Source organism: Pseudomonas sp. SWRI154, from assembly GCF_014268645.1.
Lineage (GTDB): Bacteria > Pseudomonadota > Gammaproteobacteria > Pseudomonadales > Pseudomonadaceae > Aquipseudomonas > Aquipseudomonas marvdashtae.
This window is the reverse complement of record NZ_JABWQW010000031.1, coordinates 37,367-53,540: the sequence shown is the minus strand read 5'-3', so window position 1 is coordinate 53,540 and position 16,174 is coordinate 37,367. Positions and strand designations below refer to the sequence as shown.

At 62.2% G+C, this 16,174-nt stretch carries 16 protein-coding genes and 1 riboswitch; of the genes, 5 read left to right on the top strand and 11 right to left on the bottom strand.

Translation table 11 applies throughout. From position 1 onward, the window contains the following. Positions 1 to 6: 6 nt before the first annotated feature. From HU806_RS22385 to cobO, 6 genes are read right to left on the bottom strand one after another with little or no spacing between them, the layout of a single operon-like run. Entirely contained in the window at positions 7 to 1,488 is a 1,482-nt protein-coding gene (locus tag HU806_RS22385) for a cobyric acid synthase (RefSeq protein WP_186614475.1), read from the bottom strand. After that, positions 1,485 to 2,477, bottom strand: a complete 993-nt coding sequence (gene cobD / locus HU806_RS22380) for a threonine-phosphate decarboxylase CobD (RefSeq protein WP_186614473.1) — start codon at positions 2,475 to 2,477, stop codon at positions 1,485 to 1,487. The genes HU806_RS22385 and cobD overlap by 4 nt, the downstream gene beginning before the upstream one ends. Beyond that, the gene (gene cbiB / locus HU806_RS22375) at positions 2,470 to 3,378 is read right to left on the bottom strand and encodes an adenosylcobinamide-phosphate synthase CbiB (protein ID WP_186614471.1); all 909 of its coding nucleotides are present in this window, start codon (positions 3,376 to 3,378) and stop codon (positions 2,470 to 2,472) included. The genes cobD and cbiB overlap by 8 nt, the downstream gene beginning before the upstream one ends. Continuing rightward, positions 3,375 to 4,025 carry a 5,6-dimethylbenzimidazole synthase gene (gene bluB, locus HU806_RS22370; protein WP_186614469.1) on the bottom strand — a complete coding sequence of 217 codons (651 nt, stop codon included), beginning with the start codon at positions 4,023 to 4,025 and terminating at the stop codon, positions 3,375 to 3,377. Before bluB ends, cbiB begins: the two co-directional genes overlap by 4 nt. Continuing rightward, positions 4,022 to 5,344 carry a cobyrinic acid a,c-diamide synthase CobB gene (locus HU806_RS22365; protein ID WP_186614505.1) on the bottom strand — a complete coding sequence of 441 codons (1,323 nt, stop codon included), beginning with the start codon at positions 5,342 to 5,344 and terminating at the stop codon, positions 4,022 to 4,024. The genes bluB and HU806_RS22365 overlap by 4 nt, the downstream gene beginning before the upstream one ends. Before the next feature lie 11 nt (positions 5,345 to 5,355). Then, positions 5,356 to 5,967, bottom strand: a complete 612-nt coding sequence (gene cobO, locus HU806_RS22360) for a cob(I)yrinic acid a,c-diamide adenosyltransferase (RefSeq protein ID WP_186614467.1) — start codon at positions 5,965 to 5,967, stop codon at positions 5,356 to 5,358. Positions 5,968 to 6,047: 80 nt separating this feature from the next. After that, positions 6,048 to 6,258: riboswitch (cobalamin riboswitch) on the bottom strand. A 159-nt stretch (positions 6,259 to 6,417) separates the two neighbouring features. On the opposite strand from cobO, the gene HU806_RS22355 reads away from it, so the two are divergent. Continuing rightward, complete coding sequence (locus HU806_RS22355; protein WP_186614465.1) at positions 6,418 to 7,002, top strand: hypothetical protein; 585 nt, start codon at positions 6,418 to 6,420, stop codon at positions 7,000 to 7,002. Positions 7,003 to 7,067: 65 nt separating this feature from the next. Then, positions 7,068 to 8,378: a PQQ-dependent sugar dehydrogenase gene (locus HU806_RS22350; protein WP_186614462.1), complete on the top strand. Its 1,311-nt coding sequence runs from the start codon at positions 7,068 to 7,070 to the stop codon at positions 8,376 to 8,378. Between the two features lie 153 nt (positions 8,379 to 8,531). On the opposite strand, the gene HU806_RS22345 is transcribed toward HU806_RS22350, so the two are convergent. From HU806_RS22345 to HU806_RS22325, 5 genes are all read right to left on the bottom strand, one after another. Beyond that, positions 8,532 to 9,053: a C40 family peptidase gene (locus HU806_RS22345; protein WP_186614461.1), complete on the bottom strand. Its 522-nt coding sequence runs from the start codon at positions 9,051 to 9,053 to the stop codon at positions 8,532 to 8,534. Between the two features lie 165 nt (positions 9,054 to 9,218). Beyond that, positions 9,219 to 9,845, bottom strand: coding sequence for a C40 family peptidase (locus tag HU806_RS22340; RefSeq protein WP_186614459.1), 627 nt, complete (start codon positions 9,843 to 9,845; stop codon positions 9,219 to 9,221). Between the two features lie 214 nt (positions 9,846 to 10,059). After that, complete coding sequence (gene hda, locus HU806_RS22335; protein ID WP_003178999.1) at positions 10,060 to 10,764, bottom strand: DnaA regulatory inactivator Hda; 705 nt, start codon at positions 10,762 to 10,764, stop codon at positions 10,060 to 10,062. A 169-nt stretch (positions 10,765 to 10,933) separates the two neighbouring features. Beyond that, a complete protein-coding gene (locus HU806_RS22330; RefSeq protein ID WP_186614457.1) occupies positions 10,934 to 12,007 on the bottom strand; it encodes an AI-2E family transporter in 1,074 nt (357 codons plus the stop codon). 33 nt (positions 12,008 to 12,040) lie between these two features. Further along, a complete protein-coding gene (locus HU806_RS22325; protein WP_186614455.1) occupies positions 12,041 to 13,099 on the bottom strand; it encodes a DUF2066 domain-containing protein in 1,059 nt (352 codons plus the stop codon). A gap of 366 nt (positions 13,100 to 13,465) precedes the next feature. On the opposite strand from HU806_RS22325, the gene purM reads away from it, so the two are divergent. Genes purM through HU806_RS22310 form a run of 3 tightly spaced genes read left to right on the top strand, consistent with a single transcriptional unit; the run spans position 13,466 to position 15,908 of the window. Then, positions 13,466 to 14,524 carry a phosphoribosylformylglycinamidine cyclo-ligase gene (gene purM, locus HU806_RS22320; RefSeq protein ID WP_186614453.1) on the top strand — a complete coding sequence of 353 codons (1,059 nt, stop codon included), beginning with the start codon at positions 13,466 to 13,468 and terminating at the stop codon, positions 14,522 to 14,524. After that, the gene (gene purN, locus HU806_RS22315) at positions 14,524 to 15,186 is read left to right on the top strand and encodes a phosphoribosylglycinamide formyltransferase (RefSeq protein WP_186614451.1); all 663 of its coding nucleotides are present in this window, start codon (positions 14,524 to 14,526) and stop codon (positions 15,184 to 15,186) included. The genes purM and purN overlap by 1 nt, the downstream gene beginning before the upstream one ends. Before the next feature lie 8 nt (positions 15,187 to 15,194). Then, complete coding sequence (locus tag HU806_RS22310) at positions 15,195 to 15,908, top strand: DUF3108 domain-containing protein (RefSeq protein ID WP_186614449.1); 714 nt, start codon at positions 15,195 to 15,197, stop codon at positions 15,906 to 15,908. The last annotated feature ends 266 nt before the right edge of the window (positions 15,909 to 16,174 follow it).

The window sequence follows — 16,174 nt, the reverse complement described above, 5'->3', positions numbered from 1 at the left end:
TACCCTTCAAATAGGCGAAGTTGCTGCCGGCTCGCCATGGATTCCACAAAGCTCACGCAACAGCCGAGTATCCAGATGCCGCTCCACCAGATCCGCCAACCGCTCGATGTCCCGCTCGCGCAATCCGTGGTAATCCACCGTTTGCACATCTTGCACACCGGCCCAACGCAACAAGGCGCTGCTGGCCGTCGGTGATTCGAACAGTCCGTGCAGATACGTACCAAAAACCTGTCCATCGACGCTCTGGGCGCCATCGCAGCGGCCGTCATCCAGATAGACAGCGGCGTATTCCAGCGCGGCGCCGGTGGTCACGCCGGCATGGATTTCGTACCCGCTGACCTCGGCATCTTCCAAGGCCAGTCGCCCGCGTACGTTGCGCAGTTGCTTCTCGCGTTCCAGCGTTGTTTCGAACGCCAGCAGCCCCAGCCCGGCGCTGGAACCCGGTGCGCCTTCCAGGCCGAGCGGATCGTGGACCTGCTGGCCAAGCATCTGTAGACCGCCACAAATGCCCAGCAATTTTCCGCCGTAGCGCAGGTGCCGATGGATCGCCGTTTCCCAGCCGTTGGCCCGCAGGTAGGCCAAGTCGCTGCGCACGCTTTTCGAACCGGGCAGGATGATCAGATCCGCCGGCGGGATGGCTTGGCCGGGGCCGATAAATTGCAAGTCGACCTGCGGATGCAGGCGCAGCGGATCGAAATCCGTGTGATTGCTGATGCGCGGCAAGACCGGCACCACCACCTTGAGCACCTGTTCGGCTTTGTCGATCTGGCGCTGGTCGAGACCGTCCTCCGCTTCCAGATGCAGGTCCATTACGTAGGGCAATACGCCGATCACCGGTTTGCCGGTGCGCGCTTGCAACCAATCCAGGCCAGGTTGCAGCAAGGCCAGATCACCGCGAAAGCGGTTGATGACAAAGCCCTTGACCCGCGCCTGTTCGCTGGGCGAAAGCAGTTCCAGGGTGCCGACCAGATGAGCGAATACCCCGCCGCGATTGATGTCGGCAATCAGCAACACCGGGCAGTCCACCGCCTCGGCGAAGCCCATGTTGGCGATGTCGCCGGCCCGCAGATTGATCTCGGCCGGCGACCCGGCGCCCTCCACCATGACGACCGGATACGCGGCGCTCAAGCGTTCATGGGAAGCCAGCACCGCTTGCATCGCGATGGCCTTGTAATCGTGATAGGCCACCGCGTTCATGGTGGTCACGGCGCGGCCATGGATGATGACCTGGGCACCGGTGTCGCTGTTGGGCTTGAGCAGGACCGGGTTCATGTCGGTATGCGGTTCGAGGCCGCAGGCCTGGGCCTGGACGGCCTGGGCCCGGCCGATTTCGCCACCATCGGCGGTCACCGCGCTGTTGAGGGCCATGTTTTGCGGCTTGAACGGCACCACACTCACCCCTTGACGCCTGACCCAGCGGCACAGCGCCGTGACCAAGGTACTTTTGCCGGCATCGGAGGTGGTGCCTTGCACCATCAAGGTGGTCATCGCATGTCCTTGGCGTAGGCCTCGAACGCCTGTTCGAGACGCGAGAATTCAGCGTCATCGGCAGGAAGCCCGAAGCGCAGGCTGCTGGTGTGGGTGAACAACCGCAGGAGAATGCCGCGATGGGCCATGAATTCGTGAAGCGCCTGGGCATGCTCGGTGATCAGCCACTGGAACAACCCGCAGCCGCCCTGCGGCTTGAAGCCGTGGCGCTCCAGCGTCAGTGCCAAGCGTTGACTGGTCTGTTCGCAGCGCAGGCGTTGTCGCGCGTGCGCCTCAGTGTCCAGCAGGCACGCCTGGCCCAGCACCCGGGTCGGTCCGCTGATGGCCCACGGCCCGACCTGTTCGGCGAGCAGCTTGAGCAAGCGCCGCTCGGCCAGGACAAACCCCAGGCGCACCCCGGCCAGGCCGAAAAACTTGCCGAACGAGCGCAACACGATCAACCCGACCTGATGCGCATGGGCGGCAAGGCTCAGCTGCGGAGTGACGTCCATGAACGCTTCATCCACCACCAGCCAGCCGCCGCGCTGGGCCAGACGGGCATGCCAGTCCAGCAGGCGTTCGGGGCCCAGGCTCAGGCCCGTGGGGTTGTTGGGGTTGACGACCACCAGCACGTCGAGGCTGTCGAGAAAGAAGTCCACCTCCGCCTCCAGCACTTCACGCACGATGTAGCCACTGCGGCGCCAGGCTTCGGCGTGCTCGGCGTAACAGGGCGACAAGACGCCGACCTTGCCGACCCGGCGCAGGCGCGGCAGCAGTTGGATCGCCATTTGCGAACCCGCCACCGGCAGCACATGCGCTGCCTCGTAGTAATCGCAAGCAGCCTGCTCCAAGCCATCGTCGGTTTCGGGCAGGCGCGCCCAGGCTCGCAGTGGAATAGTCGGAATGTCGAACGGCCAGGGCGCCAGGCCGCTGGACAGGTCGAGCCAGTCGGCCTCGGCAATGCCGTATTGCCGGGCCGCGTTGCGCAGTCGTCCACCGTGTTCAAGCATAAAACTCGGCTCCGAGGCAGAGAATCAGCAGCCATAACCATACGCCGCGCAGGACCAATTGCCAGCCGCGATCGATGGAATCGGCGCTCGCCGGCACGCCTACGCCCAACGGTGGGCGTTGATGCAGTTCGCCGTGATACACCGCCGCGCCGCCCAGCTCGACGCCCAACGCCCCGGCACCGGCGGCCATCACCGGCCCGGCATTGGGACTGTCCCAGGTCGGGCCCTGGGTCCGCCAGCATTTGAGCGCCAAACGAGTCTGGCCGAGCACGGCGTAGGTCAACGCCACCAGGCGCGCGGGAATATAGTTCAGCACGTCATCGATCTTCGCCGCTGCCCAGCCGAAACGCTCGAAGCGCTCGTTGCGATAACCCCACATGGCGTCGAGGGTATTGCTCAACCGGTACAACACCACACCGGGCGCACCGGCCACGGCGAACCAGAACAGCGCGGCGAATACCGCGTCGCTGCCGTTTTCCAGCACCGACTCAGTCGCGGCGCGGGCCACGGCGGTTTCATCCAGCCCAGCAGTTTCGCGACTGACCAGATAGCCGACACGCTGGCGCGCTTCATCCAGATCGCCCTTGCGCAGCGCCCGCGCCACCGGCTCGACGTGCTCGCCGAGGCTGCGCAGGCCGAGGGCGCAGTACAGCGCCAGAATATCCACCAACCAGCCAATCATGGGCGCCCAGGACAGGGCTGTTGCCAACAAGGTCAACGGCAACACCGCAATGATCCACGCCGTAACGCCGTGGCTACGCCAGCCGCGCCCGCCGGAATTGAAACGTTGTTCGATACGGTTGGCGAAACGGCCGAACGCGACCAGCGGATGCCCGCGCCGAGGCTCGCCCAGCAGCGCATCCAGCGCCACCGCGGCGGCACTGAGCAACGCCACGCTCATGGCCGCACGCCCCAACGGTTTTCATACAGCAATTCGTTGAGCGGACGCGGTTGCGCCCAGCCTTCCAGGGCGAGCATCGGCGCCGGGTAAAAACCCTCTACCGGGCCCAGGCAAAGTATGGCCAACGGCTTGGCCCCGGCGGGAAGGCCCAGCAGGTCGGCCAGCGCCTGGGGCTCGAACAGCGACACCCAGCCCATTCCCAGCCCTTCGACGCGGGCCGCCAACCACAGATTCTGGATGGCGCAGGACAGCGAGGCCAAGTCCATTTCCGGCAACGTCCGGCGGCCGAAGATGTGCCGCTCGCGATCGTCCATCAAGGCCGCCACCAGCACCTCGGCACTGTCGTTGATGCCTTCGACCTTGAGTTTCATGAACTCATCGCTGCGCTCGCCCAAGGCCTCGGCAGTGCGGATGCGTTCCTGCTCCACCAGCTCGCGGATCTGCACGCGCACGGCGCGGTCACTGATGCGGATAAACCGCCAAGGTTGCATCAGCCCGACGCTGGGCGCCTGATGCGCCGCTTCCAGCAGTCGGCGCAGTAACGCCGGTTCGACCGTGCCGCCGGTGAAGTGGCGCATGTCACGGCGTTCGGCGATAGCCCGATAGACGGCTTCGCGTTCGGCCTCGGAGAAGGCGTTGTCGGTCATGGCCTGCTCGCGCCAACAAGCTCAAGATCTGGCGCAAACAGCGCGGCAACGGCCCTCGGATTGGACGGGAAATAAAAATGCACGTAGGAAGCCGTCATCCGTCCTTGCCGGAAAACCGCTTCAGCCCCACGCCCACCGTTAGGGCTGTGGCCACGGGCAATCGGCGCCAGCTCAGTGCTGGTCAGGGAGTGATGATAGGTATGCCCGCGCAGGGTGCCTTCCGGCAGTTCAACCGATTGCAACGCCAAGGCCGCCAGGCGCGCCTGCATCTGCGCATCACCGCGCAACAGGCCGAGCAGCTCGGCGCGGGCGCCTTCGACGTCGGTCAATGAATCGAGCAGGTACAGCATGCCACCGCATTCGGCGAGCAGCGGTTTGCCGGCTTCATGGTGCGCACGGATCGCTGCCAGCATCGGCGCGTTGCTGGCCAGGGCGACGTGATGCAGTTCCGGGTAGCCGCCGGGCAGATAAAGACTGTCCGTCTCAGGCAGCGCGGTGTCATGAATCGGCGAAAAGAAGCGCAGCTCGGCGCCCATGGCCCGCAGCAGGTCCAGGCTTGCGCCGTAGGTGAAGGCAAACGCTTCATCCCGGGCCACGGCAATGCGCACGCCGTGGAGCAACGGTTCAATTGCGACCGGTTCGGGCGCTGCGAATTCGACCCTGGGCGGCAGCGCGACTTCACAACTGCTGGCCAACGCCTCGGCGGCGGCGTCGAGGCGAACATCCAGGTCGTTCAACTCGCTGGCCTGGACAAGGCCAAGGTGGCGGCTGGGCAATTCGATGCCGGTTTCCCGCGAGAGTGCGCCGTACCAGCGCAGGCCTTCGGTGAGGCTGCCTTCGAGCAACTGCGCATGACGCAAGGTGCCGACCCGGTTGGCCAACACGCCGGCAAACGGCAAGTCCGGTTGATAACGGGCCAGGCCCAAGGCCAGGGCGCCAAAGGTCTGGGCCATGGCGGTGCCATCGATCACCGCCAGCACCGGCACGCCGAAATGCCGCGCCAGATCGGCGCTGGACGGGGTGCCGTCGAATAATCCCATGACGCCTTCGATCAGGATCAGGTCCGCTTCGGCGGCGGCTTCCCACAGCAGTCGCCGGCTCTCCTGCTCGCCGACCATCCACATATCCAGCTGATAGACCGGCGCGCCACTCGCACGCTCGAGAATCATCGGATCGAGAAAATCCGGGCCGCATTTGAATACCCGCACCTTGCGTCCCTGGTTGCGATGCAAGCGGGCCAGGGCGGCGGTGACGGTGGTCTTGCCCTGGCCTGAAGCCGGGGCGGCGATCAACACCGCCGGGCAGTGGCGGCTGGTCATCGAAGCATTGCTCACAGTTCGACGCCCTTCTGCGCCTTGATGCCTGCTTGGAACGCGTGCTTGATCATGCCCATTTCAGTGACGGTGTCGGCCAGCTCGATCATCTCGGGCTTGGCGCCACGGCCGGTCACGACTACATGCTGCATTGGCGGGCGGGCCTGCAGATCGCCAAGGATTTGATCGAGGTCGAGGTAGCCGTGCTTGAGGGCAATGTTCAGTTCGTCGAGCACCACCAGGCCGATGGACGGATCGCTGAGCAACTGGCGCGAAACAGCCCAGGCAGCTTCAGCGGCGGCGATGTCGCGCTGGCGATCCTGGGTTTCCCAGGTAAAACCCTCGCCCATCACATGGAAGCGCACCTGCTCCGGGAAGCGGCGGAAAAACAGCTCTTCGCCAGTGCTGTTGCGCCCTTTGATGAACTGCACCACGCCGCACTGCATGGCATGTCCCATGGCCCGGGCCAACATACCGAACGCCGAGCTGCTCTTGCCCTTGCCGTTGCCGGTCAGCACCAACAGCAGACCGCACTCGTTCGGTGAATTGGCAATGCGCTCATCGATCACGGCTTTTTTGCGCAGCATGCGCGCCAGGTGGCGTTCGTCGCGATCAGGCATGTCGGTCATGGGGAGCTCTCCGTTGGGACTGGATAACGGCGGGCGGGCACAAAAAAAGACGGCAAGGAGCCTGGCATCGCCCACCGTGATGCCGTTGGATGAATCAGGCCGGTCTCCGGGCTCATGAGCGGCGTAGTGCCGGGCTGCGCGCCTTCCCATGTCTTGCGACACAGTGGCCCTGTACACAGCGTTGACTCATTTACCGTTGCGGGGGCAGCGCCGGGCTCGCATTCGCTCACCGGCTTCCCTGTTTCACCCTATCGGCCACGGCCATAGAGCACCTGAAACAAGCCGCGAAGGTTAGAGGGTTGGGGGTGGAGCGTCAATTAAAGCCGCCAGCTGTTTCGGTTCGTTAATTGGCCCCGATCAATAAGTTGACGCCAATCTTGTGTGAATCTGCGGCAAGTGATATCAAAGAGACACTACGACCCGATATCACAAGAACAAGAGGGCAAATACATGCAAGGCATGATCATCAGCAATCCGAAGCTGGAATTCCTGCGCCCAGTGCTGGAACGCTGGTTCGACTGCATCGACCGTTACAACGCCGTGCGCGGCGATAACGACACACCCTACTGGCACGATGAGAAAGCCAACCTCGGACTGTTGGCAGCAGCAGCCTGGATGGCTGAAATGGTCACGCTGCAAAACGCACCGACCCGCAAACAGAATGAAGAAGGCGAGCGTAACGCCAGCGCCGACCTGCTGATCGCCAGCAGCGAAGAACGCGTTTTCATCCAGGCTACGCAACGCTGGCCCAAGGTCAACAACCTGAACCTGACCCAACCGTTGCAGGAAGCCGCCAGCGACGCCAAACGTATCAGCTATGCCAGCGACTTGAAGGTGGGCTGCCTGTTCGTCGCCCCGCAAAAAGTCCAGCAAAGCGCCACGCCCGAAGAGCTACAGGACATGATTGATGACTTGCAGAAAGAAAACACCTGCGCCGTGGCTTGGTACTTCCCCTACGCCTACCGCAAGTTGCGCAACGAGGCCGGCCATTATCACCCTGGCATCGCCGTGCTGTTGAAACAGGCTCACGGCTGACGGTTGAACCATCCCACGGCTACGCTTCTCTATGAATAACCACATGCATTCATAGGGAAGCCCGCATGCTCAAGCCACCGCATCTTTTAATCATCGCCCTCGCTACTGGGCTTGCTGCTTGTGGCGAGTCTTCCACTTTGCAGGTGTCCGACGGTTTCGGCCCGTCGCCGAAACTGCCCGAACCGAACAAGACCCTGATTCCCACAGTGAACATCGCAGAAGCCGTCGGCTGGCCGGATGGCGCCAAGCCAACCCCGGCCCAGGGCCTGCAAGTGGCCGCGTTCGCCGAGGGACTGGACCATCCGCGCTGGTTGTTCGTCTTGCCTAATGGCGATGTGTTGGTGGCGCAAACCAACGCGCCACCCAAGCCCGACGACGCCAAGGGCATTCGGGGCTGGGTGATGAAAAAAGTCATGGGCCGTGCCGGCGCTGGCGTGCCCAGTCCCAACCGCATCACATTGCTGCGAGACGCCAATCACGACGGCATCGCCGAAACCCGGACGGTCTTCCTGGAAAATCTCAATTCGCCGTTCGGCATGACCTTGGTGGGGAATGACCTGTACGTCGCCGACACCGACCGGTTGATCCGCTTCCCTTACAAAGAGGGTGATACGCAGATCAAGGCGCAGCCCACCAAGGTCGTCGATTTGCCGGGCGGCACCCTCAATCACCACTGGACCAAAAACGTGATCGCCAGCCAGGACGGTAGCAAGCTGTATGTAACTACCGGCTCCAACAGCAACGTCGCGGAAAATGGCATGGAGGTTGAGCAAGGGCGCGCGGCGATCTGGGAAGTGGATCGAGCCACGGGCAAGCACCGCATCTTCGCTTCGGGCCTGCGCAACCCCAACGGCCTGGCGTGGGAACCACACAGCGGGGCGCTGTGGACGGCGGTCAACGAACGGGACGAGATCGGCAGCGACCTGGTACCGGACTACATCACTTCGGTGAAAGACGGCGGCTTTTATGGCTGGCCCTACAGTTATTACGGGCAAAACATCGACGTTCGGGTCGAGCCGCAGAACCCGGACCTGGTGGCCAAGGCTATCGCTCCGGACTATGCCGTCGGTCCTCACACCGCCTCTTTGGGCCTGACTTTCGCCGAGGGCAGCAAGTTGCCCGACCCCTTTACCCAAGGTGCATTCATCGGGCAGCACGGCTCCTGGAACCGCAAACCCCACAGTGGCTACAAAGTGATCTTCGTCCCGTTCAATGGCGGCAAGCCGGTGGGACAGCCGATAGACGTGCTGACTGGTTTCCTCAACGCAGACGAAAAAGCCCAGGGCCGGCCGGTGGGTGTGGTGATCGATAAGCAGGGAGGGCTGTTGGTGGCTGACGATGTGGGGAACAAGATTTGGCGGGTGTCGGCTAAATGACCACCAATAAAGACTTGTTATATCCCCTGTGGCGAGGGAGCTTGCTCCCGCTGGGCTGCGCAGCGGCCCCAAACTTTCGGCGGTTGCTTCGCAACCGAGCGGGAGCAAGCTCCCTCGCCACAAAAGCACTCCAGTGGAGCGAAAATTCAATCGTCAGGGATTACGCGCCAGGTGTTCCGGCTGCAGCACACGCTTGGCGCCCAGATAGGCTTTTTGCCAATACGCCTTGGAAAGACTGTCGAGCTTGACCGTCCCGCCGGTGGCCGGCGCATGGACGAAACGCCCCTCCCCAACGTAAATCCCGGCATGGCTGACCTGGGAGCCGCCATTGGTGGCGAAGAACACCAGATCACCGCTCTGCAACGCGTCCTTGCCAACCTCTGGCGCGCGCATGCTGATCATCTCGCGGGTGGAACGCGGCAAGGAAATGCCGGCGGCGTCACGGTACACGTAGCCGATCAAGCCACTGCAATCGAAACCTGAATCGGGCGTGTTGCCGCCCCAGCGATAGGGTGTGCCAACCAGGCCCAGCGCTCGAAAAAGCACGTCTTCGGCGGCAGGAGAAAAAGTTTGGGAAGGCGCAAAAACCACCGGCGCAGGCGGTGGGGTGCGGCTTGCGCAAGCGCTGAGCAGCGCGGCAACGAAAAGGACAGCGAGGCGGGCCGACGTCGACATAAGCAGAACAATCCTGATCTGGATGCGGCTTTTCTGCCGTGGAGATGGAAACAAAGCCGCCCGCGTAGAACGCAGGCGGATTGCCATCAATCAATGATCATGGATTCTAGCGGCTATGAAGCAAACTTCAAGTAAGACTTTAAGTTTGCCTCACAAACTGTGTGCTTACTTGCGAGCGGTGACCACAGTCGGTGCCATGGCGAGGGCGCGCTTGGCTTCGATGAAGGTCTTGCTCCAGTAGCTGTCGCCCAGGCTGTCGATTCGCACTCCACCGCTGCGGCGGCTGCTGGAGTGGATAAACTGATTGTCGCCCAGGTAGATACCGGCGTGGCTGACGCGACCGCGACGACCATTGGTGCTGAAGAACAACAGGTCACCGGGTTCAAGTTGATTGCGGGCTACCAGCGGGGCTTTTACGTTGATCATTTCGCGAGTGGAGCGCGGCAGGTTCATCCCCGCCTCTTCACGAAACAGATAACCGATGAAACCGCTGCAGTCGAAGCCTGCTTCGGAGGTGCCGCCAAAACGATAACGCGTGCCGATCAAGGACATGCCGCGTTCCAGGATGCTGTCTGCCAGCACCGGAAGCTGATAAGGCTTGCTGCCGGCAAAGTCTGCCAGCTCTTTATCGGAGGCCATTTCTTCCTGGAACGCAACGGAGGAAGACTGGGCGGTAACGGAATTCTTGACCTGTGGTTGAGGCGCTTGCTGGGTCACTGGAGAGTGGGCAGCGCAACCGAACAACAGGGTAACGAGTGCGAGAGGCACGAGGGGTGCGAAGCGACTTAGCATGGGCACGACCGTGGCTGAAGTAGTAAAGATGGCGAGACTATGCCTTCTATCAACCTCATTTGCAAATTCAATCGATGCAAATGTGACTTCTTGATTTCTCGTTTACATCTAAGCGCTCAAGCCCGTATTGAGCGGGTTCCAGGCCTCCAGCCCAGTAAAACCGCGGGTTTCGCCGGGTTAAGAAGAGGCTTTGAGCCATCATCCAACGACAATGTTACCAGCCTAAAGTTTCTTTCAAAAAAGGAATGGTCAGCTTGCGCTGGGCCTGGAGTGAGGCCTGATCGAGACGCTCGAGCAATTCGAACAACGCGCTCATGCTGCGGGTGCCACGGGTGAGGATGAAATGCCCGACTTCGTCGGTCAGGTGCAGGCCACGGCGCGAGGCCCGCAGTTGCAATGCACGCAGCTTGTCTTCATCGGAAAGCGGGCGCATCTGGAAAATCAGCGCCAGGGTGAGACGAGACTTGAGGTCCGCCAGTTTCACTGGCAGCTCTCGCGGCGATGTCGAGGCGGCAATCAGCAAGCGCCGACCACTGTCGCGAAGCCGATTGAACAAGTGAAACAACGCCTCCTCCCAATCGGCCTTGCCGGCCACGGCCTGGAGGTCATCCAGGCAGACCAGTTCGTACTGCTCGAGGTTGTCGAGGATTTCAACGCCGCGATCCAGCAACTCGGCCAACGGTAGATACACCGCCGGCTCGCCCAATTGCTCGAACCGCAAGCAAGCAGCCTGTAATAGATGCGTGCGCCCTACCCCATCCTTGCCCCACAGATAGATCAGGCTCTCGGTCCAGCCAGCGTCGGCTTCGCAAAGCCGCTCGACATAGCCGAGTGCAGCGGCATTGGCGCCTGGGTAGTAGTTGATAAAGGTGGCGTCATCACGCAGACGCACACCTAGGGGCAGCTGAATCGGTTTCATGCTGACTGAACAGTTCCTCGGGAACCGTTAGTGGCCTCTGTGTAAAGTGCGCAAAGTTTATACCCGTGACGCGGACCGCACAATGCGCCGGACCACGAGCAAAATCAAAGGTTTGCAGCGGTAGGGGCGCAGAGCGTCAGTTTCCCTGACACCCCGCCTGTTATTTGCGCTATAGGTCGGGGTCTTCGACGCCGCTGTAGATGTCCGAATCCTTGTACAGATCGTGCATATGCCGCACCAGCACCATGATCACCGCCGCCACCGGCAGCGCCAGCAGGATCCCGGTAAAGCCGAACAACTCCCCGCCCGCCAGGATCGCAAAGATCACCGCCACCGGATGCAGGCCGATACGATCGCCCACCAGCAGCGGCGTCAGCACCATGCCCTCCAGCGCCTGCCCAACCATGAACACCGCCACGATGCCGACCATGGGATACAGATCCCCACCGAACTGGAACAGCCCGGCGACCAACGCCGCGCCAATCCCAATGACAAATCCCATGTAGGGCACGATGGCCGCCAGCCCGGCGATCAGGCCGATCAACAACCCCAGCTCCAGCCCGACCAGCATCAGCCCTGCGGCATAAATGAAACCCAACGCGACCATCACCAGCAATTGGCCCCGGACGAATGCACCGAGTACTTCGTGGCATTCGCCGGTCAACGTCATGATGCGTTCTTCGCGATGACGCGGCAGCAGGCTGCGGATCTTGGCCATCATCAGATCCCAGTCACGCAGCAGATAGAAAGCCACCACCGGGATCAACACCAGGTTCGCCAGCCAGCCGATCAGCGCCAGGCTCGACGCCGTGGCCTGACTCAAGACTACGCCGACGATATCGGTGGTCTGGCCCATATGCTCGCTGATGGCCGCCTTGACCTTGTCGAACTTCCAGAAACCGTCGGACAACCCCAACTTCGACTGCACCCATGGCACCGCGCTGTGCTGCAACCAATCGAGCATCTGCGGCGCCAGTTCGTACAGGCGCACCAGTTGTTTGGCGAGCATCGGTATCAGCACCAGCAACAAGGCGCTCACGATCAGCGTGAACAACGCGAACACCGCTACCACGCCCCAGGTTCTGGACAGCCCGAGTTTTTCCAGGCGATCCACGACCGGATCGAACAGGTAGGCCAGCAACAGCGCAACCAGGAAGGGCGTGAGGATCGGGTGCAACAACCAGATGAACGCAATCAGCAGGGCGACCCCACCCAACCAGAACCAACGCCGCGTGTCGCCCATGAACCACTCCTGACTTTATATAAAGAAGAAAACCTACCAGCGGAACCGCAGATTGGCGACGGGCGCTGGCGCTGGCTGCGCAGGCGCAATCGCGCCCTCGGCGGCGGGCTGGACCGCAGGCGTCGGCGCGATGGCCTCCCCGGCGGGTATTTCCTGCAGCTTCGCCAGGGCCAACTGCGCCTTCAACTGCTCTGCGCTTGCACTGACCTTGTAGACGATCAGGTCGCCTTCGACGCGCTGCACTTGCCCACCGAACGGCTCAAGCAACCGCCCCAACGCCGCGTAACGCTCAAGGTTCATGCCTTGCACTTCCAGCAATTGTTCAGCGGCGACACCCGGCTTGGCCACAAAACGCGGCGCCAGGCGTTGGCTCACCGCCAGCATCACAGCATCAGCCAATGCAGCAGGATCGGCGCCTTGGACGCTGCCCTGCTCGCGCTGGTCGCCCAGCCACAGGCGCCAGCTCGCTTGCCATTGGCCGCCCTCTTCCTTGGCATGGACCGCCAGTAACGCGTCGGAACCATAACGCTCCGACACCTCGCGCAATGGTGCCGGGTCGTTGCCCTGCAGGGTCGGCGCCGTGGCGACAATCTGCTCGCTCAAGTCCGCCAGGGGCAGATGCAGCGGCAAACCCCGGTGCTGGGCAGCCCGGCGCAACGGCGTGGCGCTGGCCTGGCCATCACCAACCAGACTGGAACCCTCCGCCGAATCGTTCAGCCACCAGCCCAGGATCGACGGGCGATTCGCCCCCCAAAGCGACAGCCCCGCCGAACGCAACGCCCGATCGGTGCTGGCTGGATCGAAGTCCACCTGCAGGCTTTCCGGAGGGCCGGCCTCGTAGCCATATTGAAGAATGATCTGTTGCGGGTCCTTGCGGATCGCCGCCAGGCCGGGGCTCTGGGCGGCCTTGGCGTCGCCGGTAAGGCGCAGCACCAAGGTATCCAGGGCACGCAACGTCGCCTGGTTACGTTCATCCGGCGCCTGGCTGCTGACCGGTTCACGCACCTGATAAAGGCTATTGAGGGTTTCGGCATGGCTCGCCAGGCTGATCAGCGACAAGCAGCCCACAGACAAGAATTTGAACAAACGCATGGAAAATTCCCGGACAAAACGGCTGGCAGCGGCCGTGTGGAGAAGATTGAGCATGGCTGTGACACGACACCGGGCAAAACATTCAGCCGCCCGATGCAAGTTTCCCACGGTCATTGCCATAGTCGCTTACCGCTACACCTTATACAGACGTGCGGTGCAGTACCATCACAACAAATATCGGTTTTTTTTGGTGGATATGTCCCTGCCCGTCGGCACGAGGATGGCCGCTGCTGCACAAGCCTGATAAAATCGCGCGCCTTCGCAGACCGGCAATGGCTGGGCACCCGGAATAATTCGTATAACGGTTATTCCACGGCCCCGGCGATCGGTCGTTACCCAGAAATCCCCCCTTTAAAGGCCTGGATCATGAGCAAGCAACCCTCCCTGAGCTACAAGGACGCCGGTGTAGACATCGACGCCGGTGAAGCATTGGTCGAACGCATCAAGAGCGTCGCCAAGCGCACCGCGCGCCCGGAAGTCATGGGCGGCCTGGGCGGTTTCGGCGCCCTCTGCGAAATCCCGGCCGGCTACAAGCAACCGGTGCTGGTCTCCGGCACTGACGGCGTGGGCACCAAGCTGCGCCTGGCCCTGAACCTGAACAAGCACGACACCATCGGCATCGACCTGGTGGCTATGTGCGTGAATGACCTGGTGGTCTGCGGCGCAGAGCCGCTGTTCTTCCTCGACTACTACGCCACCGGCAAACTGAACGTCGACACCGCCGCCCAGGTCGTGACCGGCATCGGCGCCGGCTGCGAACTGTCCGGCTGCTCCCTGGTCGGCGGCGAAACCGCTGAAATGCCAGGCATGTACGAAGGCGAAGACTACGACCTGGCAGGCTTCTGCGTCGGCGTCGTGGAAAAAGCCGAGATCATCGACGGCTCGAAAGTCGCTGCCGGCGATGCCCTGCTCGCGCTGCCGTCTTCCGGCCCGCACTCGAACGGCTACTCGCTGATCCGCAAGATCATCGAAGTCTCGGGTGCCGACATCGAGAACACCCAGCTCGACGGCAAGCCGCTGGCCGACCTGCTGATGGCGCCGACGCGCATCTACGTCAAGCCACTGCTCAAGCTGATCAAGGACACCGGCGCCGTCAAGGCCATGGCCCACATCACTGGCGGCGGGCTGCTGGACAACATCCCGCGCGTGCTGCCAAAAGGTGCCCAGGCGGTGGTCGACGTGGCGAGCTGGACCCGCCCAGCGGTGTTCGACTGGCTGCAAGAGAAAGGCAACGTCGACGAATCCGAAATGCACCGGGTGCTGAACTGCGGCGTGGGCATGGTCATCTGCGTAGCCCAGGAGCACGTCGAGACCGCGCTGAACGTCCTGCGTGAGGCCGGCGAGCAGCCTTGGGTCATCGGCCAGATCGCCACCGCTGCCGAAGGCGCTGCGCAAGTCGAGCTGAAAAACCTTAAGGCGCATTGATGCACGAGCAGCCGCCTGCCACCTGTAACGTCGTGGTGTTGTTGTCTGGCACCGGCAGTAACCTGCAGGCCCTGATCGACAGTACGCGGACCGGCAACAGCCCGGTCCGTATCCGCGCGGTGATTTCCAACCGCGCCGATGCCTACGGCCTGCAACGTGCCAAGGACGCGGGTATCGATACCCGCGTCCTCGATCACAAGGCGTTCGACGGTCGCGAAGCCTTCGACGCCGCGCTGATCGAACAGATCGACGCTTTCGATCCGCAGCTGGTGGTACTCGCTGGCTTCATGCGCATCCTCAGCGCCGGCTTCGTGCGTCACTACCAGGGCCGCCTGTTCAATATCCATCCGTCGCTGCTACCCAAATACAAAGGGTTACACACTCATCAGCGCGCGCTGGAAGCCGGCGACACGGAGCACGGCTGCTCCGTGCACTTTGTCACCGAGGAACTCGATGGCGGACCACTGGTCGTACAGGCAGTAATACCGGTAGAGTTGCACGACACGCCGCAAAGCCTGGCGCAACGGGTCCACGCCCGCGAGCACCAGATCTACCCGATGGCCGTGCGTTGGTTTGCCGAAGGCCGGCTGACCCTCGACGATCGCGGGGCCTTACTGGACGGCCAGTTGCTCGCCGCCAGCGGCCATTTGATTCGATACTAGGAGATTTTATGCGTCGCGCCCTGCTCTTCGCTTGCGCTCTGCTCGCCTTGCCCCTGGCACAGGCCGCAGACCTTCAACCGTTCTCCGCCAGCTACACCGCCGATTGGAAACAGCTGCCCATGAGCGGCACCGCCGAGCGCAGCCTGACCAAAGAGGCCAACGGCACCTGGAAGCTGAGCTTCAAGGCGTCGATGATGATCGCCAGCCTGACCGAAGAAAGCACCCTGACCGTGGACAAGGACACCTTGTTGCCACAGTCCTACCATTTCGAACGCGGCGGCCTGGGCAAAGCCAAGAAGGCTGACCTGGACTTCGACTGGAACACCAAGATGGTCACCGGTACCGATCGCGGCGACCCGGTAAAGCTGACACTGAACCGGGGCATGGTCGATAAGTCGACTTATCAGCTGGCCCTGCAACATGACGTGGCGGCTGGCAAGAAAAGCATGAGCTACCAGGTGGTCGATGATGGCGAGATCGACACCTACGACTTCCGCGTACTCGGTTCGGAAAAGGTCGCCACCAAGGCCGGCCAGATCGAAGCCATCAAAGTCGAGCGCGTGCGTGACCCGACGCAAAGCAAGCGCATCACCGTGCTCTGGTTCGCCAAGGATTGGGATTACTTGCTGGTGCGCCTGCAACAGGTCGAGACCGACGGCAAGGAATACAACATCATGCTCCAGGACGGTACGGTCAACGGCAAGGCTGTGAAAGGCAGCTGACTAACCGATACAAAAGAAGCCCCGCAATGCGGGGCTTTTTGTTGCCCGCAATTGCTCATCCCAGGTCCGCTATCGTCCGCACGCGTCATCGCTCCAACATGAAACCTTCTTCATGAACGCACCCGACTGCGACCGAATGCCGCGCCCTGCCTGGCCTGCGCGATTGTCGCGATTTTTATGAAAGTTTCTTAACGCGCCGAAGCATTTACTTAGCTGGCTACCAAAATCTATAACAAAGTCCTGCACACGCCTTGCTGCAGATAACA

What these genes read in the sequence shown, in the direction of transcription:
- HU806_RS22385 (WP_186614475.1), bottom strand. Translation starts at nt 1,488, where the DNA reads ATGACCACCTTGATGGTGCAAGGCACCACCTCCGATGCCGGCAAAAGT.
- cobD (WP_186614473.1), bottom strand. Translation starts at nt 2,477, where the DNA reads ATGCTTGAACACGGTGGACGACTGCGCAACGCGGCCCGGCAATACGGC.
- cbiB (WP_186614471.1), bottom strand. Translation starts at nt 3,378, where the DNA reads ATGAGCGTGGCGTTGCTCAGTGCCGCCGCGGTGGCGCTGGATGCGCTG.
- bluB (WP_186614469.1), bottom strand. Translation starts at nt 4,025, where the DNA reads ATGACCGACAACGCCTTCTCCGAGGCCGAACGCGAAGCCGTCTATCGG.
- HU806_RS22365 (WP_186614505.1), bottom strand. Translation starts at nt 5,344, where the DNA reads ATGACCAGCCGCCACTGCCCGGCGGTGTTGATCGCCGCCCCGGCTTCA.
- cobO (WP_186614467.1), bottom strand. Translation starts at nt 5,967, where the DNA reads ATGACCGACATGCCTGATCGCGACGAACGCCACCTGGCGCGCATGCTG.
- HU806_RS22355 (WP_186614465.1), top strand. Translation starts at nt 6,418, where the DNA reads ATGCAAGGCATGATCATCAGCAATCCGAAGCTGGAATTCCTGCGCCCA.
- HU806_RS22350 (WP_186614462.1), top strand. Translation starts at nt 7,068, where the DNA reads ATGCTCAAGCCACCGCATCTTTTAATCATCGCCCTCGCTACTGGGCTT.
- HU806_RS22345 (WP_186614461.1), bottom strand. Translation starts at nt 9,053, where the DNA reads ATGTCGACGTCGGCCCGCCTCGCTGTCCTTTTCGTTGCCGCGCTGCTC.
- HU806_RS22340 (WP_186614459.1), bottom strand. Translation starts at nt 9,845, where the DNA reads ATGCTAAGTCGCTTCGCACCCCTCGTGCCTCTCGCACTCGTTACCCTG.
- hda (WP_003178999.1), bottom strand. Translation starts at nt 10,764, where the DNA reads ATGAAACCGATTCAGCTGCCCCTAGGTGTGCGTCTGCGTGATGACGCC.
- HU806_RS22330 (WP_186614457.1), bottom strand. Translation starts at nt 12,007, where the DNA reads ATGGGCGACACGCGGCGTTGGTTCTGGTTGGGTGGGGTCGCCCTGCTG.
- HU806_RS22325 (WP_186614455.1), bottom strand. Translation starts at nt 13,099, where the DNA reads ATGCGTTTGTTCAAATTCTTGTCTGTGGGCTGCTTGTCGCTGATCAGC.
- purM (WP_186614453.1), top strand. Translation starts at nt 13,466, where the DNA reads ATGAGCAAGCAACCCTCCCTGAGCTACAAGGACGCCGGTGTAGACATC.
- purN (WP_186614451.1), top strand. Translation starts at nt 14,524, where the DNA reads ATGCACGAGCAGCCGCCTGCCACCTGTAACGTCGTGGTGTTGTTGTCT.
- HU806_RS22310 (WP_186614449.1), top strand. Translation starts at nt 15,195, where the DNA reads ATGCGTCGCGCCCTGCTCTTCGCTTGCGCTCTGCTCGCCTTGCCCCTG.